Raw genomic sequence first — 22610 nt, forward strand, 5'->3', positions numbered from 1 at the left:
AGACTAAGCCCAGACCATCTGATTTTCCGTCTAGCGGTAAAGATTCGCATAATCTATATTATGTTAAATTAAAATCATATGCATAATCCAAGCATCATAGAGTAATCCTACTCTGCATTTTTTATTGATGAATTAGTGCACATTACACATAATATGTATCAGGGTTCCCTCCCTACTCTTCTCTGAAAATACGAGGGATTCAGATAAAACAATTAACCCTCAAAACATATCAGCGACTAAAGCTTTGTAGCAGAGAATTAGAAACATCCAATGTCATGATTCATTCAGTAAATAGCGCTTATAATCTTCAAGATCACCCTCAAAGTCCCTTACATCCCCATTACCGACTAACCAGAATTCATCACATACTGAGCGTAACAGTGCTCTGTCATGACTCACAAGTAGCACCGTTCCGTCATACTGATTAAGAGCTAGCGACAGAGCTTCTCGAGTTATTAAGTCAAGATGGTTTGTCGGTTCGTCAAGGAGCAGGAGGTTTGGTTTTTTCCAGACGATCATTGCTAGAACAAGACGCGCTTTTTCTCCGCCACTCATTGTACCCACAGGCCGTGTAATCACGTTTCCGCTGAAATTAAATGTGCCCAAATAGTTTCGTAACTCCTGCTCTCGGCTTGAAGAAATATGAGTCATAGAAAGCCGAATCATATGCTGTAAAGGAGAATCTTCAGGCTGTAAGACATCAAGTTCATGTTGCGCGAAATATCCAATGCTCAGCCCTCTCCCTTCAGTTACAGAACCGGATAATGGCGGTATTGTCCCTGCTATCGTTTTTATAAAAGTAGATTTACCCTGTCCATTCGCCCCCAAAATACCTATCCTTTGTCCTGCAAGGATAGTACGGTTTATTCCACTTAGAATCAGCACAGTCTGCTGATCTTCAGCTCCAGCGTGTGGACTATAGCCAAAGTCAAGATCACGTAACACCAGCATCGGGTTAGGAAGACTAGCTGGTTCACTGAACAGCAAAGTAAATTCACTGTCCGCGACTACAGCAGACACCTTTTCCATTCGTTCGAGTGCTTTGATTCTGCTTTGGGCCTGCCTGGCTTTAGTAGCTTTATAGCGAAACCGGTTTATATATTTCTGCAGGTGACTGACCTGCTCTTGTTGTTTGGTGTAGGCAGCCTGCTGCAATTCTAGCTGCTGTGCTCTTAGCGTTTCGAATAAACTATAATTTCCGTTATAGCGGATCAGCTGATTGTGCTCCAGATGAACGGTAACATTCGTTATGTTGTCCAGAAACTCACGGTCATGACTGATAATTATGATTGTGCCTGTGTGAATACTTAACCATGATTCAAGCCATGATAAAGCATCAAGATCTAAGTGGTTTGTCGGTTCATCCAGAAGCATCAGATCAGAAGGACACATCAGGGTGCGCGCTAGTTGCAGACGCATACGCCATCCCCCTGAAAACTGATTTACCGGCGTATTCATTTCTTCTGGTCTGAAGCCAAGCCCCATCAGGATCGACTGTGCTCGTGGTGCAGCATCGTAGTCACCAGCATCGGATAAATCACAATATGCCTGAGCCATAGCCATGCCGTCGTCCTGTTCTGTAGCTTGTATGAGCCGAGCTCGGGCCGCCATCAGCTCTGTGTCTCCGGCAATAACAAAATCGGTAGCACTTTCAGTAGATTCAGGCATGTTTTGATCAACCTGAGTTATTCGACAATATTTTGGTAGATCAACATCTCCGTTTTCTTCATTCATTCTGCCAGAGATCAAAGCAAATAAAGTAGATTTACCCACACCGTTTCTGCCGACCAAACCAACCTTCTCACCCTGATTTATTTTCAGGTTTGCTTTATTCAGAAGAACTTTGCTGCCGTGCTGTAGCATGATATTTTTTATATTAATCATATAATTGATTCTCTTAACGTTTCTTATTTGTACCAGTGGCCTGTTGTTCTCATATCAAACAAGGCGATGCGCGATCTATTCCACTTCAATAATGCAACACAAACTCAAATGAATCAATATTGATTCATTTGAGTTTGTGTTAATACAGAGCCATTATTTTGGTCGGAACATCAGCGAAGCAAGTTTTGATCTGCAAGAAATTATTTGCATTCTCATTAATGAAATAGACGAAAGTAGAGTATTTAAGAGTGCACTGGAGTCAATTTTGATTTAAATGATTTATATATGAATCTTTTTAATTCAAAACAATATGCTTACAATATATTCATTTGATAAATGGACTAAGTAAGCACTAAAGGCGTCACTAACATGGCAAATATGATTACAAAAGATGAAAAATTTATGGTGTCGCTAGCAATAGCGCTTGTTGATCATCCTAGGGCGACACTCAAGGAACTGGCCGAAGCGATGGGTATTAGTAAGGCGACTCTGTATCGCTTTTGTAAAACCCGTGAATTGCTTATCCAAAATCTGACAATCCACAGCGTGAAAGTTATGAACAAAGCCATCTATGGTGCACAACTCCAAGAACTACCCGTAGATATAGCTTTGAGAAAATTGATTGAAAACTACTATGAACACCGTGAAATATTATCATTCATGATATTTTATTGGGAAAATCTTCAGATCGAACAGGTGGTAGAGGATGAATGGAGCAACAATCTCGACAGTTTTTTCTTGCGTGGGCAAAAAGAAGGGATATACCGTCTCGACATCAGCTCAGCTGAGTATACCGAGATTTTCACCTCTATCATTCGTGGACTGGTTTATGCCGAACGCAGGGGCCGCGTGGGACGGGCTAGTTTAGTAGCCCTGACAGAAAAAGCCTTTCTCAACGGTGCAAAAGTTTAGTGCTCTTTGTTAAAGGCTGAAAATTAAATATTTTTGATTATTTTCTTAATCAGCAGAATCACTCCAATAATGCAAATATAAAAATTGAGATACGGATAGGCAATTAACATGGTTTGTCATCCACCTCAAAAACTCTGAGGTTGTCGAGCACAGCCTCTGAGATACGTAACGCTTCTTCTTTGATCCGTACGGTAAGTAGAGCCACATTTGTGAAATCCGGTGACTCAACAAGTACCGCCTCTAATACACTGTACTGAGGCATTTCGGTGCGTTCTGCATTCCACGAACTATTTTTCAGAGTGTTCCAGTATGCTTTCTGGATAGTTGCGTTTTTTCCCATCAACCATAGTTCGAAGCGTAAAGCTTTATGATTCAGAACTATGCCAAAGCGTAGTTTTCGCTCCCGCAGATAGTCGTCAAAGAACGAAAAGTACGTAAAGTCCAGATATCCGGGCGAGACATTTCCGAAAGAAAATTTATCGGCAAGATTATTTGTTAAATACGCTTTTAGATGCATCATGTACCGCAATAGATAATGATATGCTTTTTGGATATCCCCTTGTTCAAGCTGGGTTTTGTATACAGAGATACATTTATCGACATCTTGTATATCACTGATTATGTCAGTCACAGAAGATGTGTAGAGTATTTGTTGTTTGTTATCGTCAATCATGATTTATTCCATAGTCTTTATCTTGGCACAGAATAGGCAGTTACTTGAACAATTCAGCTGGCAGATAGCCGGGGTAGCCTTTACATTAGTTTAGATATTCTTAGCCTGATGTCTAATGATGGGTAGAAACAAGCTATATAGTTGTTTTACTGCTCTACCCTGCATTTTTTACTTGCATACATAATGTTGAAATTGCTTGGCAATAGTTTGTTGAGCTAATGTATTTACTCTTCTGATTGTTCTATCTATGATTCCATATTAATTCATTCGCTTATGATTTATTTATCAATGGAGCTTTCATGATTCATATCATTCTTGCACCAACCAATCTTGGATTAAGTCCCCTATGGGAAGGACACATACCCGGGACATGGCGGGCTCCGCAAGTACTGATGGAACATGGATTAGCGAAAAAGCTGCGAACTAATACTATCAGTAAATTAATGCCTCCAGCATATTCGCTTGAAGCTCAAATTGGGACACGTATACGCAATGGTTATGGTATTCGTGACTTTAATTTACAGTTGGCGGAGGAAGTGGCTAAGATACAAGAGTGTGGCAATTTTCCACTAGTTATTGGTGGTGACTGCTCAATTCTATTAGGCGCATTGGCTGGTTCTCGTCGTACAGGGCCTATTTCTCTCATCCACATTGATGGACACAGTGATTATCGTCATCCAGACAACTACGATACAAATCAAATGTTAGGTGCAGTGGCAGGGATGGATTTGGCTTTGGCAACAGGTCGCGGTGAGGCGCTATTAACAGATTGGCCAGATATAGAAAGCCCATTAGTGCCAGAGCAGCAGGTACTCCAGTTAGGCGAACGCGAGAACCGTGATGCTGATTTCGCGTGGCCTGATATTAACCAAACAGCTATTTCACAGATTGATGTATTTACAGCAAATTCAATAGGTGAAAAAGGGATCCTCAACAAAATTGAGCAAATATTAGGTGCTCAACCAACATGGCGTTTTTGGGTACATTTAGATGTTGATGTGCTTGACCAAAGCATCATGCCAGCGGTTGATTCACCCGGGAGCCCGGGTATTGAACTAAGTTGGTTAAAAAATATCGGTGCACAATTAATTAATAATCCATTATGTTGTGGCATGACTGTTTCCGTTTTCGATCCTGATTTAGATCCAGATGGTTATTATGCAGAGCTGATTATTGAAACCCTAGAAGAAATGTTTTTGCGTTGTACACCCCCTTCCCTCTGAAAATTATATTTCAGGAACAGTTTTCTTATAGGATATCAAGTCTGTTTGATATCCTATAAGTAACATATGACCTTACTTACGAATAAAATTATCGACGATCAACCCAATCGCTTCTTCGCTACGCCCATGTAAAATAGCTTTTGCAGTATATAACCCCATTCCAACCACGCTATTTAATTCTACATTTGGTGGCATCACCAATTCATTTGGCGAAGTATGTACGTCTAGCACGGCTGGGCCATCATAATTTAGAAAACGAATAACGGATTCTTCTAAATTCTCAGGTGATTCAATTGATTCACCAAAGATCCCCAATGATGTCGCAAGTTTGCTAAAATCAGGGTTATCTAAGTTAGTATAGTTATTAAGAAGCCCTTCTACTTTCTGTTCCAGCTCTACGAAGTTAAGTGATTTATTATTAATTACCACTACTTTCACAGCGAGTTTTTCTTGTGTCATTGTCAGTAAATCACCCAATAACATCGCTAAACCACCATCGCCAGAAATAGAAATAATCTGACGTTCAGGGAACGCTTTCTTTAGCCCTAGTGCCTGAGGCATTGCGTTCGCCATTGTGCCATGTTTTAAGCTAGTTAATGTTCTCCTCTGACCATTGGTATTAATATAACGCAATAACCACACCATCGCAGAACCGCCATCTGCCGTAAAAATAGCATCTGCATCAGCATGTTTATCCAACAACTGAACTAAATATTGAGGATGAATAATTTTTGATTTCGCGCCCTTATCCAGCCAATTTATTTTTTTCAATGTCTTTTTATGTAATTCGACAGATTTATGCAAGAAACCATCATCGGTTTTCTTTTCAATGAGAGGAAGCAGTTCTAACAGGGTTTCTTTAACACCACCATTAATTCCTAAATGAACAGAATGGCGTTTCCCTATGTTAGCTGAATTAATATCAACTTGTATGATAGTCGCCTTTTTGGGAAAAAATTGAGGCCAAGCAAAATCAGTACCCAACAAGAGTAAAACATTGCAATTTTTTAGCATAGTAAAACCAGACTCTATACCAAGCATGCCTGTCATTCCCACATTATAAGGGTTATCATATTCAATGAAATCTTTTACGCGAGAAGTATGTGCAATTGGAGCTTTCAATTTTTCAGCAAGCTGAAGCAGTTCATCTCTTGCATCTTTACTGCCTATCCCTGCATAAATGCCTATTTTTTTACCTTTATTTAATAAATCAGCCAGTGATTTAATATCTTCTAAAGCAGGAATTACTTGTGGTGGATGATAATTAACAGCAATTTTTGATGGATATTCAATCTCCGATTTACTAATATTGACAGGTAATATAATGACAGCCACCCCTTTTTGACTCAGTGCAGCACTAATTGCATTCTTTGTAATTTCAATCGCTTTTTCTGGGCTGCTAATTTCTTCACAAAACACAGAGCATTCGCTATAAACTTTTTTAAAATCGACATACTGAGGGAAAGAACTATCATTCACATCTGTTGCTAACTGGCTTGCGATTAGTATTACTGGCGCTCCGTTCCGATGAGATTCATACAATCCGTTGATGAAATGTAAGCTTCCCGGTCCACAAGAACCAGCACATGCACTAATCTGCCCAGAAATGAATGATTCAGCGCCTGCTGCAAAACCACCAACTTCTTCGTGACGAACATGGATCCATTCCATATCACTGGCATGAATAGCATCTGTTACATAATTAAGAGTATCGCCAACAATACCATAGCAATGTTTCACACCGGAATTTTGAAGGATATCAACGATAACACTAGCAATATTTTTTTTCATAAAAGTAACCTAGCAATCATATAAATAGTAGATAAAAATGTTAACCACCCTTTTATATTAGTTGTTAACCCCATAAAAACCATGAAAATAAAATCCCGTGAAAAATAAAGTGGCACCCATCAATGATTTTAACAAAATATTACTATGAATATATTTACTTTGTGCTTTTATTTTCATTCGAAAATAGACATTTCTCTATGATTACATCATTCCGATTTTTAATTAAGTTAAAATGTAATTAAAATTAACGCTGATGTGGTTTAATTCACATAATTGTGTGTAAAAAAATTTATCAGATATTTTTCTTCTATACGAAAGGTTCCACCTACTTTTAGTAGGTGGTTATTAAGCGGCAATGATCAAAAATAATAAAAGGCCTACGTGATAATTCCTTTAATAATAGTCTGTGTCTTTTCCTTTTTATCTGGAGGCAGTTACGTTTCAGGATTTTTTTTGCTGCAATATCCATTTATCCAGTTCATTGGCGAATCGCTGACGATCACGTTGGTTTAGCGTAGCGGGTCCCCCTGTTTGAATTCCACTTGCTCGCATCGTATCCATGAAATCACGCATAGTCAGGCGCTCACGTATCGTGGCATCACTATAACGCTCCCCGCGCGGATTGAGTGCGATAGCTCCCTTTTCCATGACTTCAGCAGCAAGAGGAATATCCGCCGTAATCACTAGATCACCACTTTCTGAGCGACGAACAATTTCATTGTCAGCGACATCAAACCCCGCAGGAACTTGTAAAGTACGTAGAAAAGCAGATGCAGGAACGCTTAATCGTTGATTGGCGACGAATGTAACCTGTATTTTTTCACGTTCTGCCGCACGATATAATACTTCCTTTATCACCTTAGGACATGCGTCGGCATCTACCCATATAGGCATAACAGGCTCCTCTCAATTTCATCTTTTTTCAATTCAAAATATTCCGACTATTTTCAAATAATCAAACCTTTTAGTGGGATTATATTAACCTTAAACAGCGCTTTCGTCTCTTATTGCTTTTTTGGTGTAATTTTGTACAGATGATAAACTTGTCCTTTTCCTCCATCCCACACTGAATAGCCTGTATATCCACATTTTTATCTACTACCTTATCCACAGATAATGTGGACAAAAAGCACTTAGTGATAGCTCTTACACAATCTGGCGGGTAATTGAAGAAATTGCTCCCGGTGAACGTTTTGGAGACGGCATTCCTAGTGCAAACATTCTTGTGAACGTTCTAACAAAAGAAGTGTATTGTAGATTTTAAACACGTCAGTGGTCTTATTTCCACTTTTTGGTCCGATAGCTACACCATTCCTGATATTTTATCCATGATGCTATTGCCACCAAAACAATAGAAAAAACAGGAACAGATAAAGTGAGTTCCTTAAAAATAAATTTACCTATACTGATTCCTGATATATCCCAGGATAAAAACAATGCTATCGGGCATACAAAGATACCTGAAATAAAACCAATAATGATCAGGCGAGAAAGCTTTTTTATGTTTTCTTTTTGTTCAGTGAGATGCAACCTTTTCTGATAGCGCCAGTATATTATGGCAATATATAGCAACCCTAAGCATGAACTCAGGTGTTGCAGTATCTTATAGACACCAACCCCCGGCCCGTTAGTTACAGATTGAAAAAGGTGAAATTGTAATAGAGAGATTTTTTCGACAAGGAATCCTGTCTCATGGGTGAATGAATCCCAGATGATATGGGTTACTGCCCCTAAAAATAACGAAAACACAAAAATAAGCCAATCCTTATGACCCGAAATTTTATTCGGAGAAAAAGATATTGGGAAAAGGCTAGATAAAGGAGATGATAATAGGTGTACAATTAAGAATATCAATAAACATAAGGGAAATGCAGTATAAAACCATCCAGTTAAACTATGCGCAGTTGTTGCAATACCATATAAGCCAACAGAGTAAAAAAGATCAGGAGACAAACTACCAGTAATTAACGCTGGTAAATTTAATAATCTTCCTCCCGGAAGATGCTTCAAAGGGAAAACAGCTGCGGGATGTGAAAATGTCCATGGCATATTATAGGAACCCCTGAAAAAACTTTAAGATTTATGGTGATAAAAATATCATCTAGTGAATCTTATCATTACCTTTGGTAATTAACAATTGTTAATGATGAAAGAGCTGACTCATCACTTTAAATATTTTTAGTCAGCTCAGTTTGTTTAATTAGTATTTAAATCAATAGCTACATTCATAAAAATTAGAGGGGCTTTAAATTAGCAGATTTTTCTATTGTAATTTTTACGTGAACATTATCTCCATGATCTCCTCCTTCACGGGATATCTTATACAAAGGAGAAGATGAATTAATTTCATAGGAAACGAATCCCCAATACGGAATATCCCAATGAATAGTAAACATAGAACTATTATCTCGTAATCTGTACTTTACTATTCCCTCTGTACCAGTGAGAAACCCATTAGACTCTGATCGAAAATAGCCAGAACCATTGGGGAAAATATTGTATGGTGGTTTATGTGCCCACTGACCATGAAGCAACTCCATTGATGATATTGTGAGAGTTTTACTTGTATTGTTATAAATAGTAATGTCTGCTGATCTTGCAGAAGGATCTGCATTTGCAGAAAAAACAGAGAAACCAGAGAAACCAGAGAAACCAGATATCGATAATAAAAAAATCAATATCCTAAGTGATATTCTTTTCATAATAATTAATTCCTTTAATGTTTTGAAAACATTAGTTTTAGCTAGAGAAAACTAGCTCTATCATTAGAAGGTAAAGTTGTTGTATTTCATTTATTTAAATATGAATGAAGCGGGTTATTACGATTACACCATGAATTTAAATAATGAAAAGTTATTTTTTTAAAATGATGGCATGGATGAATTCAATGTTTATAGTGTAATTTTAAGTCCCGCACACGTTATTTATTATAGCATGAATGAGTAAAAATATATTTTTTCTATTAGAAATTAAGAATCCTATCTTTTTTAAAGAAATTAATTTGTTGTTCTCCTATAAAAAATACAAAAGATAAAGGAGAGAACATAAATGACCTCTCCCTTATCTTTTTCTATCGGCAGTACTTCCTTACATAATGAATTTTAAGATATGTAGCTAACAGAACTACCATTCCGTATGTGTGTCTTTGAATCTCAAATCCTCAGATTGACACTAAAGCGGGAAAGTCGCAATACTGCTACATAGATTGAGCAACACCCTCTTATTCCTACAAAAAATTGCTGGAGTTTTCTTTTATGGCTATCTCGATGGAAAATAAAGTCGCTGCTATCACTGGCGCAGCATCAGGTATCGGTCTTGAGTGTGCACGTACTCTTATTAAGGCTGGTGCTAAAGTGGTTCTTATTGATTGCGCCGAAAAACGCCTGATGCAACTCGTTTCTGAGCTCGGTGAAAATGCCATCCCGCTGGTTATTGATCTGATGAAGCCGGAACAGGTTGACGGCATACTTAATGAAATACTGAAAAAAGCCGGGCGTCTTGATATTTTCCATGCAAATGCAGGTGCCTATATCGGTGGGCCTGTTGCTGAAGGTGATCCCGATGTTTGGGATAAGGTACTCAACCTGAACATTAATGCCGCATTCCGTAGTGTTCGTGCTGTATTGCCCCATTTTATTGAGCAGAAATCTGGCGATGTATTATTTACAAGTTCTATTTCTGGTGTGGTTCCGGTGGTCTGGGAACCTATTTACACCGCTTCTAAATTTGCAGTTCAGGCATTTGTTCATTCTACCCGTCGTCAGGTGGCTGAGCATGGCGTTCGTGTTGGTGCCGTACTTCCGGGGCCTGTAGTCACGGCCTTACTGGATGATTGGCCTAAAGCGAAAATGGAAGAGGCACTGGAAAATGGTAGCCTGATGCAGCCTATTGAAGTGGCAGAAGCGGTGCTATTTATGCTAACTCGCCCGAGAAATGTCACCATCCGTGATTTGGTTATTCTACCGAACAGTGTAGATCTCTAGCTACATAGTAAGGATAACCATGAACATTAACCTAGAAAATAAACCGGACAATGGCAAAGTCATCATTGGTATTGATGTCGGTACGGGCAGTGCCCGTGCCGGTATTTTTGATATGAACGGTAACATGCTGTCCTCTGCCAAACGCGATATAACGCTTTATCGTGATAACACCCATTTTGTCGAGCAGTCCAGTTGTGAAATCTGGGATGCCGTCTGCTATTGCATCAGGGAAGTCATGTCGCACTCTGGCTGTGTCCCACAACAAGTTGCTGGTATTGGTTTTGATGCCACCTGCTCACTGGTTGTTCTGGGAAAAGATCAGGAGCCAATTTCCGTCAGCCAGAGTAATGATCCGAATCGTAATATTATTGTTTGGATGGATCACCGGGCAACAGCACAGGCAGAGTATATCAATGCGTTAGGTCACTCTGTTCTCGATTATGTCGGCGGTAAAATCTCTCCAGAAATGGAAACACCAAAAATTCTCTGGCTGAAAGAAAATCTCCGCGAATCATTTGATAGCGCATGGCAATTTTTTGATCTGGCGGATTTTCTGACCTGGAAATCCACCAGCTCCCTTTCCCGCTCTACTTGTACTGTCACCTGCAAGTGGACTTACCTTGCACATGAAAAGCGTTGGGATGAGGATTATTTCAGGAAAATTGGTCTGTCTGAACTGGCAGATGAAAATTTTCATCGTATTGGACAGAACATTGTTGAACCGGGTACGCCTTGTGGTCAGGGACTGACAGAAAGTGCCGCCAAACAAATGGGTCTACTGACAGGAACACCGGTTGCAGCAGGAATGATTGATGCGCATGCCGGAGGCATCGGGACAGTTGGTATCAATGGTGATGCAACACGTAATATGGCTTATGTATTCGGCACCTCTTCCTGTACGATGACAACAACTCTGGAGCCGGTATTTATACCCGGTGTCTGGGGGCCATACTTTTCTGCAATGGTACCCGGTATGTGGCTCAGCGAAGGTGGGCAAAGTGCAGCTGGGGCCGCCATTGATCAACTATTGTCTTTGCACCCTGCCGCAATAGCAGCCAAAGCGATGGCAAAAGAAAAACACAAATCTTTGCCGGTTTTTTTAGCCGATAGGATTCTGAAAAAAACACAATCAGCCTCTCAAGCTGTAGAACTGGCAGAAGGCATACATGTTGTTCCTGAGTTTCTGGGAAACAGAGCACCTTTTGCTGATCCTCATGCACGCGCTGTCATAGCAGGATTGGGGATGGAGGATAGCCTTGATAATCTGCTTTCGCTTTATATTGCCGGTATATGTGGTATTGGTTACGGGCTAAGACAAATAATCGAAGCACAAGCGCAATCAGGCGCTACAATTGACAATATTGTGATCAGCGGAGGTGCGGGTCAGCATCCTTTAGTCCGACAGCTCATTGCAGATACCTGTGGTGTGACAGTCATTGCAACTCAGGCAAGTGAACCGGTTTTACTTGGCTCCGCTATTTTAGGGGCAGTTGCCGGAGGGATATGTGAAAGTGTTGGTGAGGCGATGCCGCGTTTTTCTAATATTGATCGTACATACGAACCGAACGAATCCCATCGGGAACATCATAATATTCGCTTTACATCATTTCAGAGCCTTCAGCAATGCGCCAGAGAGCTTAAAGGTTAGCTACGCAACTACGGAATAATCCGTACTGACTGATTTACAACCGCCCCGCTTTTCCTTCTGGGGCGGTCGAAAAATATTGACTCTTATTGTGCACTCATCAGTTCGACAACCGTAATATTCAGGAGATGAGTCCCCGGATTAATGTCCTTATGAGGCTCTAGACCTTGTTTTGTATCCAGATAAACAGGAATGCCTTTTTTCAAAATAATTTTGTCAGTTCTACCGCTTTCATAAACCACATCAAGTTCACCATCTCGGTCAGAAACTATGACTCGTGGATGTTGATGGGAATGGAACGGGAGTTCTCCCTTCGGGCAAATGTGTGATGATTTCACTTTGGCATTTTTGTTTTCAAAATAAAAAGTTGAATGTGTCGAACATGCTAGTGCCAAAGTTGAGGACATGCAAAAAATGGAAATGGCGTAAATCAACGTTCTCATTGTGTTCTCCCGGATTATATGGCGAAAAAGTATCATTCACGAGTTTGGCGTCTAATGATGTAAAAATGCAATATTGATATTACCGATTGATTTTAAAGCAAAGAAGACTAATTAGAGACATACCTATAACGAAGAAAAACCATTTGCTCGGAAAGTCTTTTGCACAATGTCTTAATTGAAAGAATGAGTTTGTCAGGTTTGGACATGTTAGATGTGAAAGGAAACGCTATGGTTATAACATTTTCAACCCGAAAACAGAACCAAACAACGTTTGCATAGTGGTTTTATGTTCAATCAAAAACTACTGTAAAAACCACCAGCATAATTATCTATTCTGAGTTGTCGGCACACATTATTTCGTATCTTTCACTTAGTAATGAATATATATATGATGCAAAATGCCGTTTTTACCCTTTTCGTTCTTTTGCCCCGTCTGAAGTATTTCCTATAGTTAAAAAACACTGTAGCTTAGCCGTTTATTAACAATGGCGTAACAAAAAATATTTTCAGGGCGTGTCAATGTTCTCCAAATCAAACATATCAACCAGTGTGTTACTTATTTCTTCTTTGCTTTTGACTATAGGACGTGGAGCAACAATCCCGTTTATGGCCATCTATCTGTCCCGTCAGTATCAGATGCCTGTTAATCAAGTCGGGTTTTCGATAAGTGTTGCTTTGACTATAGGTATACTCTTTAGTCTTGGATTTGGAATTCTGGCCGACAAATTTGATAAAAAAAACTACATGCTGTTAGCCATTATCGCATTTATCTGTGGTTTTATTGCAATCCCTTTGGTTAATCATGCAGGTTTAGTTGTCGTTTTTCTCTCTCTAATAAATTGTGCCTATACGGTATTTGCGACAGTACTGAAAGGTTATTTTGCCGATACCTTGTCGCCATCAACGAAAGCGAAAATTTTTTCGCTGAACTATACCTTTGTTAATATAGGCTGGACTATCGGTCCACCGATCGGTACATGGCTTTTGATGTACAGTGCCAATTTTCCGTTTTGGCTAGCTGCATTTTCCGCTGCTTTTCCTATCGTCTTTATCCAGCGCTATGTTCAACGAATCAGAACCGCTGAAAATAACCAAAATTCAGCCAAAAAGTGGGATCCAGCAGTAATGCTACGAGATCGCGCACTGGTATGGTTTATTCTTTCAACTTTTCTTGGCTCACTGGTATTCGGCTCTTTTACCGTCTGGATCTCACAATATGTCCTGACCGTTGCTGATAGCACCTCAGCTGAAGCCGTTATCGGTGTTGTATTACCAATCAATGCTGTGGTGGTGGTGACTTTACAGTATGCGGTGGGCAGGCGCATTCGTCCGGAAAATCTGAAAAACCTGATGACATTAGGTAGTGTCTTTTTCTTTATAGGCATAGCGGTATTTATGTTTGCGGACAAAAACCTTTACCTTTGGGGAATTGCAGCCGTTATTTTCACACTAGGCGAGCTGATTTATGCGCCGGGTGAGTATATGCTGATTGATAATATTGCACCGGAAGGCATGAAATCGAGTTATTTTGCAGCTCAGACACTGGGTTTTCTTGGCGGTGCATTTAGCCCGATGTTAAGTGGTATTGTACTCACCGAATTCCCACCTCATTTTTTATTTATCATCCAGATGGGGCTTGTCGTTCTTGCATGGTTAAGTATGCTTAAAGGAATGAGTATCAAGCCATTGAGTGCTGTTCAGCCAAGTCAATCATAATTATATCGGTGAGCCATAACAATGAAAGAGAATAAAATTGTTATTGTCGGTGCAGGTTTTGTCGGTACAACACTGGCATGGTATTTGTCTACTCACTATTTATCTAATGGCGACAAAGGAAAAATTATTCTTATTGATAAAGGCCTGTTGGGTAACGGTGTAACTAAACAGTCCTTCGCATGGCTAAATGTTTCTTATGGTAAGACTGGTGCTGACCGTAAACTCAGGCAACAAGCACTGAATGAGTGGCATGAACTGGATAAGCAAACAAACGGAAAATTAAATGTGAATTGGTCTGGTGCTATCAGTTGGCAAGAAACTGAATATGCAACCCGTCAATTCATTGATGATCATAATAAATCGGGTTTTAAGATTACATCTCTGACAAAGGATGAACTTCTGGTGCTAGAACCGCAGCTTTCTTCCTATCCTGATATTGCAGCGTTTGCAACGGAAGAAGGTGCTGTTGACCCAATTCACGCAACACAATTTCTTTTACAGGAAGCCATAAAAAACGGGGTGATTTATCTGCCGGAAACAGAAGTCAACTCCATTAACCATAATGGAAAGCTGATTACTGGCGTGACAACGTCACAGAAAACCATCCATGCTGAACAGGTAGTGCTTACAGCGGGTGTCGGTACCATTTCTTTAATGGAAACACTGGGAGAAACTGCTTACCTGTCTTTCTCCCCTTCTATCATCGCGCAATATCAGCATCAGGCTAACGTCCCTTTTGTACGCCATATTATTTCAACCCCCGATTTAGAAGTGCGACCGGTATCAGAAACAAGGCTGCTTGTAGCAGAAGATTATATAAGTGCTCAACCTGAGCATAGTGCTATGTGTATTGCTCAGAAAGCTCTAACTGTCATAAAGGAATCTTTTATAGGAAGTGATAGTTTATGTTTAGAACAGGCTTCCGTTGGTATACGTCCAATGCCAGATGATGGAATGCCGATTGTTGGAAAAGTAGCTGATTATCAAGGGTTATATATGATCAGTATGCATACGGCAATTACACTTGCACCATTGATATGTCGGCTGGCACAAGAAGAGATTATAAATGGAACCGAACAGACGGAATTAAAACCCTTCCGGATTGCCCGTTTTGTTCCTGAAAATAAGTAATCCTTTATCTGAATATCACTTGCAAAAGTTCAGAAAATGACTGCACGGAATGTCAAAATAGAGCATCAGATCTTTTGGATAAATCACTATTAATTGAGTGAAAACTTGGATAATGAAGTATATGGATAATTTTAACGATTACGAAAAACTTTCTGCACGCCATGTTTCTTTGCAACGCATTCTGACCCTATTTAAGCCTTGGCGAGGGCGTATTATTTTTATTGGTTTACTCATCGTCATTGGGGCTGGTATCGGCGTTCTTGCACCTTTCTTATTACGCGAAATTATTGATACTGCACTGCCGCAACAAAATATACAGCTTCTTGTCTGGTTAGCATTAGGTTTGATTGTGATTACTGCACTAAACGCAGTGATTAATGCGGCACAAATGATCTTATCTACCCAGATAGGTCAAGCCATTATGCACGGGCTGCGGGTACGGCTCTATGGGCATCTGCAAACACTTTCTCTTGCCTTTTTTACTCGAACTCGGACCGGCGAAATTCAATCAAGTATTGCCAGTGATATTGGCGGACTTCAATCTGTCGTCAGCAATACGGTGACCGAAATCATTCGCAGTGCCACCATTACCGTAACCACCGCCATTGCGATGTTGTTACTGGACTGGCGACTTGCACTGTTTTCCTTTGCTGTTTTGCCGCCATCACTCTGGCTCAGCCACAAAGTCGGCCTCATACGTGAACGCCTGACGCATCAACAACAAGATGGTCATGCAGATATGTCAGCTATCGTACAAGAAACTCTATCAGCACCGGGTATTATCCTGTCGCGTACTTTGGCACGCAGTTTTTTTCTGATCCAGCGTTTTGAAAAAGCATCGTCAAAAACCTTACATTTAGAAGTGCGTGCACATACTGCCGGTGAGTGGTCATGGTCGGTGATTGAACTACTACTCGGTGCGATGCCAGCGATGACATTACTATTGGGCGGTTTGCTGATTGGACAAGGTGTGCCTGTGACTATCGGTACGCTTGTAGCCTTGATCGCGCTACAGGAACAATTGTTGTGGCCCCTAGAAAATTTGCTGGAAAATGCGGTTAAACTGCGTACGACACGGGCGCTATTTACACGTATTTTTAAATACTTAGACACCCCTCCCGATATTGTAGAGCCTGCTCAGGTTCGAGATCTCAGTAATGAAGGTCCACGTGGTCACGTCCGATTTGAAAACGTCAGTTTTAGCTACGATAGTACTGACATGTCAAGCTTATGCAATGTGTCAATAGATATCCCGGCAGGGAGTCATGTAGCTATAGTCGGACCGACAGGTGCAGGTAAAAGCACCTTCGGTTATCTATTGGCCCGACTCGTTGATCCGAGCCAAGGTCGAATTACCATTGATGGCATTGACCTGCGAGAGATGAGCTTTGAACAACTTGCCAGCGTACTTGGCGTAGTCACGCAAGAGCCATTTCTTATGAATACTAGCATCGCAGAAAACTTACGCTTTGCTTGCCCAGAGGCCAGTGATGAGGATCTTGTTGCGTCCGCGCGTACTGCACAAATCCATGATTTAATCGTCTCGCTGCCTGAAGGTTATCAGACCAAAGTTGGTGAACGTGGCTATCGCTTTTCAGGCGGAGAAAAACAGCGCCTCGCGCTGGCTAGGACGATCCTGCGTAACCCGCCAATTCTGCTGCTTGATGAAGCAACCAGTGCGCTTGACAACACAACCGAGAAGGCAATTTCTCTGGCTTTGGCAAAAATGGCATCCGAACGTACAGTCATCTCTATTGCGCACCGTCTCTCTACTATTCGTCATGCGGATCAAATATTGGTGCTCAAAGATGGTCAGTTAAAAGAATGGGGAACCCATCAACAGTTGGTCGAAAAAGATGGCATCTATGCAGAGCTGTTACGTACCGTTGAGCCAACCTAAAATTCAATTTTCAGATGATGAGCCGCCTAAGGGTTGTAGGTCATTTAACAATTGTTGGCCATAATTAAATTATTTGAAAAATATTCATTACCCATTATTGAAGTAAGGAATTATTTATGAAAACTCGCATCTTAGGTAATAAAGGTCCTAAAGTTTCATCCATTGGACTTGGATGTATGGGGATGAGCGAATTCTATGGTGCTACAAACGATAAGGAATCAATTTCAACGATTCACCACGCTATTGATTTGGGCATTAACTTCTTAGATACAGCTGATATGTATGGGCCTTATATCAATGAAGAACTCATTGGTAAAGCTATCAATAAAGTCCGTAACAAGATTGTTCTGGCAACTAAGTTCGGAATCATTCGGGATCCAAACAATGTAACAGGGCGAGGAGTTAACGGCTCAAAAGAGCATGTAAAACAATCTGTTGAAGGGAGTCTTCGCAGATTGAATACTGATTATATCGATCTGTATTATTTGCACCGTGTAGATCCACAGACTCCTATTGAAGAAACCGTCAGCGCTATGGCTGAGCTTGTCAAAGAGGGTAAAATTGGGCATATCGGTTTGTCTGAGGTGTCTGCATCAACTCTGCACCGCGCGCACAAAATTTATCCCGTTACCGCCGTTCAAAGCGAATATTCCCTCTGGACTCGTGATCCGGAAGAGGAAATTATTGCGGCATGCAATGAACTCAATGTGAGCCTAGTTCCCTATAGCCCACTTGGCCGCGGCTTCCTTACCGGTTCATTAACAAATATCAATCAGCTTTCTGAAGATGATTATCGCCGTACCAGCCCTCGCTTCCAGGGAGAGAACTTCAACAAAAACCTAGAATTGGTCAACATTGTTAAAACACTCTCTCACCAAGTTGGATGCACACCGGCACAGCTTGCACTTGCTTGGGTTCTTGCTCAAGGCGAAAACATTATCCCTATTCCGGGCACTAAGCGTAGGAAATATCTTGAGGAAAATGTGAAAGCGGTAGACATAAATATTCCACAAGGCGTATTGGATGAACTCTCCAGTGCATTTTCACAAAATATGGCTATTGGCAATCGCTATCCAGATGTGACTCAAGGTCTTCTGAATGGCTAAGGATAATTTGCCTTTTCAAGGTATAACGCTGAACGGGGCTGTGTTATATAGCCCCGTTTATGCTTCATCAGAAAAATGTTAGTTGGGAAGATAATAAGTAAGATATTTTGAGAGTAGCTCTTTTCCCATCGGGGTAAAATGCACCGAATGTCCTGCATTAGCCAATGCCAGGCTGGTATTTCTAGAGTCGTAAATTGGCATATTTTCGCTGACTTCCCAGCGTGTTAACTGCTGATAGACACGCTCAGAAAGCATCGGCAATAAGGGTAACAGCGCGTTGTCGTGCAAGTGAGGATCAGAAGTTAGTTTCGATACCCACTCATTATAAGGAAGTGATTGCAGCGGAGAACCGTGACATTCTTCCAGAAGATGAAAGAACTTATCAACACTAACGGATTGTTCTCTTTCCGGAGGAACAAGGTGGTAAACCTGCCCCAAATTCTTTATATCCGCAGCGATAGTTAAAAGCGCAGCACTGACATAGTCAACAGGCACAAATTCTTTCCACTGTAGTGGTAATTTCGGGCAGGCTCCGATAGCTATACATCCCATTATCAGGCGTGCAACAAAGTCATTAGGGTTACCGACACCACGAACACTATCCCCCATGATAAAACCAGGCCGATAGACAGATAATGGGATACCTAGTTCCCGTGCCTGCAACATCAGTTGTTCAACAACCCACTTGCTTTGTGCGTAGCCGATATCGTATTTAAGACCTTCAATATAAGGTATAAGGCTATCATTCTCGTAGACCCGGGGTCTCGCGTTCAATAATCCCACCGGACCAAATACGGCTATCGTTGAAGCGTAATGCACCGCTTTAGCTTGACCTTGTGTGGCGAAACGAAGAATGTTCAGTGTACTCTCAATGTTAGAGGCTCGCTGGATGCGATAAGGATGAATATAGTTAACATTCGCTGCCAGATGAAAAACGACATCACAGGTATTAGCCAATTCATGGTGGAGTTTGTCACTTAACCCTAATTTTGATTGAGACAGGTCGCCCGCGATAGCTTTAATACGTCCTGCAAACGAGGGTTCCCATAATCCGTATTTGGAGAGCGTACTTTCAATACGTTGGTATGCCGTATCGTCGTCTTTTGCCCGAACGAGACAAATTACATTTTTTATATTCCCTTTTATCTTCTTGAAGGTGAGCAGTTCACGTAAGAAAAATGCCCCAAGAAAACCGGTCACACCCGTCAGAAAAATGGTGGGGCTGGCAAGCTCTGCCCAGTTTTGAGGTGCTTCAGGTAATGGTTTGATATCTGCAGGAAGTTGCCCATCGTATAGCCATTCTTTAACTTCATCATCCAGTATAGGAAGCGTGTTTCCTTGTGAAATAATTTTGGCAAGCTGTCGAAGGTTTGGTACTTCGTAAAGGGTCTGTACCATAAAATGCTGGTTGAATTGGCGAGCAAGTTCAATCACAAGGCGCGCAGCTTGCAAGGAACTTCCTCCTATCTGAAAGAAATTATCATCAAGGGAGATTTCGCTATGATTTAGGATCTTGCTCCAGATACGAAATACTGCATACTCGGTATCATTAAAACCTGCCGGACGCTCTTCTGATGGTGCTGGTTTTTCCAGCAAAGCCATTAACTTACGATGGTCTGCTTTTCCGTGCGGTGTCGTCGGAATATCTTCGATGACGAAAATACGAGGCAGCATATATGCAGGAAGATACTCCTCCAGTTCGTGTATAATCCGTTCTTTATCGAACGTTTCCGGTGAAAGCGGCACAACAAAAGCGGCAAGAAAATCGTCTTCACCTTCGTGGTCTTCATGTTTCACTGCACAAACTTTGGTCAAGCGGACTTCTTTACTTTCCAGAAGACGAACTTCTATTTCTTCCAGCTCGATACGATGACCACGTAATTTGACTTGACTGTCCATACGACCAGAGTACATAAAGACACCATCGTCACGCTGCCAGCTGAGATCGCCTGTCTTATAAAGCCGTATTGGTTGGGGGTATCCGGGAATAGCAACATGCACGAAGCGGTCAGCATTCAGCTCACTGCGGTTCCAGTAACCTCGTGAAAGACCCTCACCACCGAGATAGAGTTGTCCCAAATTGCCGGGTGCCAGAGGTTTCATATTATCGTCTAAAACAAATGCACAGGTATGGTTTATGGGGCTTCCGATAGGAACGCTACCATCCACTAGATCTTCCAGCTTGATATCGTGTGAAAGCGCAAATATGGTACTTTCAGTTGGGCCATATCCATTAATAATATGCTGGGGTGGTGCGCCTGCTTCCAAAACCAGTTTCACCGTATGAGCATTGAGCGCTTCAGCCCCTATTACAAGATAGCGAATTTCACGGAATGCCTGAGGGTATGTTTTTGCTATCAGATTAAAAAGTGTTGCCGCAACGAAAACAATAGAAATTTCTTGGTTCGTCAGTTCAGACTGAAAATATTCTATGTCCAGCACATCTTTTTTGGGTGGAATGAAAGCTGTTGCACCGTTGAGCAGTGTTCCCCAGACTTCAAACAATGATATATCGAATGTTGAGTTGCAGGTACAGGCAATGCGGTCTTTCGGAGTGATATTTATATATCCCGCATCGACAATCACTCGCATGATGCCTTTACTCTCAACCTGTACCCCTTTGGGTTTACCGGTTGTACCAGAGGTAAAAAGTACATGAGTTCGATGAGTTGGGGCCAGACAAGCAATATCGGTATCAGCTAGCTCCTCTCCTGCTGCAAGCAAATCAGAAAATGAAACGAATGTCGTTTTTAACTGGGAAAATTTCTCTGGAGAATCGGTAATCGTCCACTTCACAGCCAGATCTTCCAGCATATCGTTTAAGCGTGCCGGAGGTACATTGGGATCAAGAGGTACACAGCTTCCACCAGCCATCAGAATAGCAATCTGGCTCGTAATTTGTTCTATGCCAGGAGGCAACAAGATGGCAACAGGCACTTCATGGGTTATTCCGAGAGATCTCAGGGAGCCTGCGATTGTCGCTGAATGCAACTTAAGAGTTCGATAACTGAGCTCTTTTTCAGGTGTGAAAATAGCGATTTTTTCCGGATAATTCTGGACCTGTTTTAGGAAATGAGACAACATGCAACCCCCTACAAGGCAATGGGATAATTTTATTAATTAATTCGATAACATGTTAAAACTATCACTTAATGTGATTATTTCAATCATGAACGTTGTCTCTTTCGAATACAAGCACCTCTACGATGCTTTATGCTTTTCATCCTTTTTTTGCGACGCATTTCAAAAAATTCTATTTTTTCTAATTAAAAAATTAATTGAGAAAAATTTATGAATAATTCTCTTTTTAAGGGATAATTTAACCCGTAATCACAAATATCAAATACTATACGAGGTTGATTATGTCTGTTCCCGCATTTGGATTAGGTACTTTTCGTCTGAAAGATGATGTTGTTATTGCATCAGTAAAAAATGCTATTGAATTGGGGTATCGGACGATTGATACCGCACAGATTTATGAGAATGAAGCAGAAGTGGGTCAGGCTATTAAAGAAAGTGGCGTAGCCCGTGAGGATATCTATATCACGGATAATATGGGCGCAGAGAAAGTGATACCGAGCCTCAAAGAAAGTCTTGCTAAATTAGGCACGGATTATGTTGACCTGACATTAATTCATTGGCCGTCGCCAAATAATGCCGTTAGTCTTGAAGAAACAATGAATGCGTTACTGGAAGCAAAAAAAATGGGTCTGACACGCGAAATCGGCGTATCAAACTTTACCGTTGCTCTGATGCAACAGGCTATTGATGCGGTAGGTGCCGAAAATATCGCAACTAACCAAATTGAAGTTTCCCCCTATTTGCAAAACCGTTATGTAACAGACTGGGCGAAAGAGCACGGGATCCATATCACTTCTTATATGACCCTTGCGTATGGCAAAGTGCTTCAGGATGAGGTTATCGGACGTATCGCAGCAAAACATCAGGCGAGCCCCGTTCAGGTGAGTTTGGCATGGGCAATGGAATTAGGTTATAGCGTGATCCCATCTTCAACTAAACGTGAAAATTTAAAAAATAACCTGAAAGCGACGGCTCTAAAACTTGATGCAGAAGATATGGCTGCTATAGCTACCCTTGAGCGTAATGAGCGTATAGCTGATCCGGAAGGTTTAGCCCCTCAGTGGAATAACTGATTATCCCTGTATCTGTGCTATATATTACAGCCCAATAATGGGCTGTTTA

At 41.1% G+C, this 22610-nt stretch carries 17 protein-coding genes; 9 read left to right on the top strand and 8 right to left on the bottom strand.

Features of this window, described 5'->3' with window-relative positions:
• Positions 1-273 precede the first annotated feature (273 nt).
• On the bottom strand, positions 274-1884 hold the full coding sequence (locus Xsto_RS10000) for an ABC-F family ATP-binding cassette domain-containing protein (RefSeq protein WP_099124977.1): 1611 nt from the start codon (positions 1882-1884) through the stop codon (positions 274-276).
• A gap of 369 nt (positions 1885-2253) precedes the next feature.
• Here Xsto_RS10000 and Xsto_RS10005 point away from each other — a divergent pair, with 369 nt between their 5' ends.
• Positions 2254-2796 carry a TetR/AcrR family transcriptional regulator gene (locus Xsto_RS10005; RefSeq protein WP_099124978.1) on the top strand — a complete coding sequence of 181 codons (543 nt, stop codon included), beginning with the start codon at positions 2254-2256 and terminating at the stop codon, positions 2794-2796.
• A 103-nt stretch (positions 2797-2899) separates the two neighbouring features.
• Here the strand turns inward: Xsto_RS10005 and Xsto_RS10010 are convergent, their stop codons facing one another.
• Positions 2900-3469, bottom strand: coding sequence for a DUF7000 family protein (locus tag Xsto_RS10010; protein ID WP_211284307.1), 570 nt, complete (start codon positions 3467-3469; stop codon positions 2900-2902).
• A 299-nt stretch (positions 3470-3768) separates the two neighbouring features.
• Here Xsto_RS10010 and Xsto_RS10015 point away from each other — a divergent pair, with 299 nt between their 5' ends.
• Positions 3769-4692: an arginase family protein gene (locus tag Xsto_RS10015; protein WP_244590371.1), complete on the top strand. Its 924-nt coding sequence runs from the start codon at positions 3769-3771 to the stop codon at positions 4690-4692.
• A gap of 72 nt (positions 4693-4764) precedes the next feature.
• Here Xsto_RS10015 and Xsto_RS10020 read toward each other — a convergent pair whose 3' ends face one another.
• The 4 genes from Xsto_RS10020 to Xsto_RS10035 all read right to left on the bottom strand — a co-directional run bounded on the left by Xsto_RS10020 (position 4765) and on the right by Xsto_RS10035 (position 9185).
• Positions 4765-6483: a thiamine pyrophosphate-dependent enzyme gene (locus Xsto_RS10020; protein ID WP_099124979.1), complete on the bottom strand. Its 1719-nt coding sequence runs from the start codon at positions 6481-6483 to the stop codon at positions 4765-4767.
• A gap of 441 nt (positions 6484-6924) precedes the next feature.
• Positions 6925-7377 carry a YaiI/YqxD family protein gene (locus tag Xsto_RS10025; RefSeq protein WP_099110226.1) on the bottom strand — a complete coding sequence of 151 codons (453 nt, stop codon included), beginning with the start codon at positions 7375-7377 and terminating at the stop codon, positions 6925-6927.
• A gap of 384 nt (positions 7378-7761) precedes the next feature.
• Positions 7762-8532, bottom strand: coding sequence for a DUF4184 family protein (locus tag Xsto_RS10030; protein WP_099124980.1), 771 nt, complete (start codon positions 8530-8532; stop codon positions 7762-7764).
• 185 nt (positions 8533-8717) lie between these two features.
• Complete coding sequence (locus Xsto_RS10035) at positions 8718-9185, bottom strand: aegerolysin family protein (protein WP_099124981.1); 468 nt, start codon at positions 9183-9185, stop codon at positions 8718-8720.
• A 552-nt stretch (positions 9186-9737) separates the two neighbouring features.
• On the opposite strand from Xsto_RS10035, the gene Xsto_RS10040 reads away from it, so the two are divergent.
• The gene (locus tag Xsto_RS10040) at positions 9738-10466 is read left to right on the top strand and encodes an SDR family oxidoreductase (protein ID WP_099124982.1); all 729 of its coding nucleotides are present in this window, start codon (positions 9738-9740) and stop codon (positions 10464-10466) included.
• 19 nt (positions 10467-10485) lie between these two features.
• Positions 10486-12114 (top strand): FGGY-family carbohydrate kinase, encoded by a 1629-nt coding sequence (locus Xsto_RS10045; RefSeq protein ID WP_099124983.1) that lies wholly within the window; start codon positions 10486-10488, stop codon positions 12112-12114.
• Positions 12115-12197: 83 nt separating this feature from the next.
• On the opposite strand, the gene Xsto_RS10050 is transcribed toward Xsto_RS10045, so the two are convergent.
• Entirely contained in the window at positions 12198-12554 is a 357-nt protein-coding gene (locus Xsto_RS10050) for a cupin domain-containing protein (protein WP_099124984.1), read from the bottom strand.
• 519 nt (positions 12555-13073) lie between these two features.
• Here Xsto_RS10050 and ydeE point away from each other — a divergent pair.
• The 4 genes from ydeE to Xsto_RS10070 all read left to right on the top strand — a co-directional run bounded on the left by ydeE (position 13074) and on the right by Xsto_RS10070 (position 18407).
• Positions 13074-14270 carry an efflux MFS transporter YdeE gene (ydeE, locus tag Xsto_RS10055; RefSeq protein ID WP_099124985.1) on the top strand — a complete coding sequence of 399 codons (1197 nt, stop codon included), beginning with the start codon at positions 13074-13076 and terminating at the stop codon, positions 14268-14270.
• 21 nt (positions 14271-14291) lie between these two features.
• Positions 14292-15401 carry an NAD(P)/FAD-dependent oxidoreductase gene (locus Xsto_RS10060; RefSeq protein WP_099124986.1) on the top strand — a complete coding sequence of 370 codons (1110 nt, stop codon included), beginning with the start codon at positions 14292-14294 and terminating at the stop codon, positions 15399-15401.
• A gap of 121 nt (positions 15402-15522) precedes the next feature.
• On the top strand, positions 15523-17301 hold the full coding sequence (locus Xsto_RS10065) for an ABC transporter ATP-binding protein (RefSeq protein WP_211284308.1): 1779 nt from the start codon (positions 15523-15525) through the stop codon (positions 17299-17301).
• Positions 17302-17417: 116 nt separating this feature from the next.
• Entirely contained in the window at positions 17418-18407 is a 990-nt protein-coding gene (locus Xsto_RS10070; protein WP_099124988.1) for an aldo/keto reductase, read from the top strand.
• Positions 18408-18485: 78 nt separating this feature from the next.
• Here the strand turns inward: Xsto_RS10070 and Xsto_RS10075 are convergent, their stop codons facing one another.
• A complete protein-coding gene (locus Xsto_RS10075) occupies positions 18486-21491 on the bottom strand; it encodes a non-ribosomal peptide synthetase (protein ID WP_099124989.1) in 3006 nt (1001 codons plus the stop codon).
• 278 nt (positions 21492-21769) lie between these two features.
• Here Xsto_RS10075 and dkgB point away from each other — a divergent pair, with 278 nt between their 5' ends.
• On the top strand, positions 21770-22561 hold the full coding sequence (gene dkgB, locus Xsto_RS10080) for a 2,5-didehydrogluconate reductase DkgB (protein WP_099124990.1): 792 nt from the start codon (positions 21770-21772) through the stop codon (positions 22559-22561).
• The last annotated feature ends 49 nt before the right edge of the window (positions 22562-22610 follow it).

The organism is Xenorhabdus stockiae (genome assembly GCF_002632825.1).
Lineage (GTDB): Bacteria > Pseudomonadota > Gammaproteobacteria > Enterobacterales > Enterobacteriaceae > Xenorhabdus > Xenorhabdus stockiae.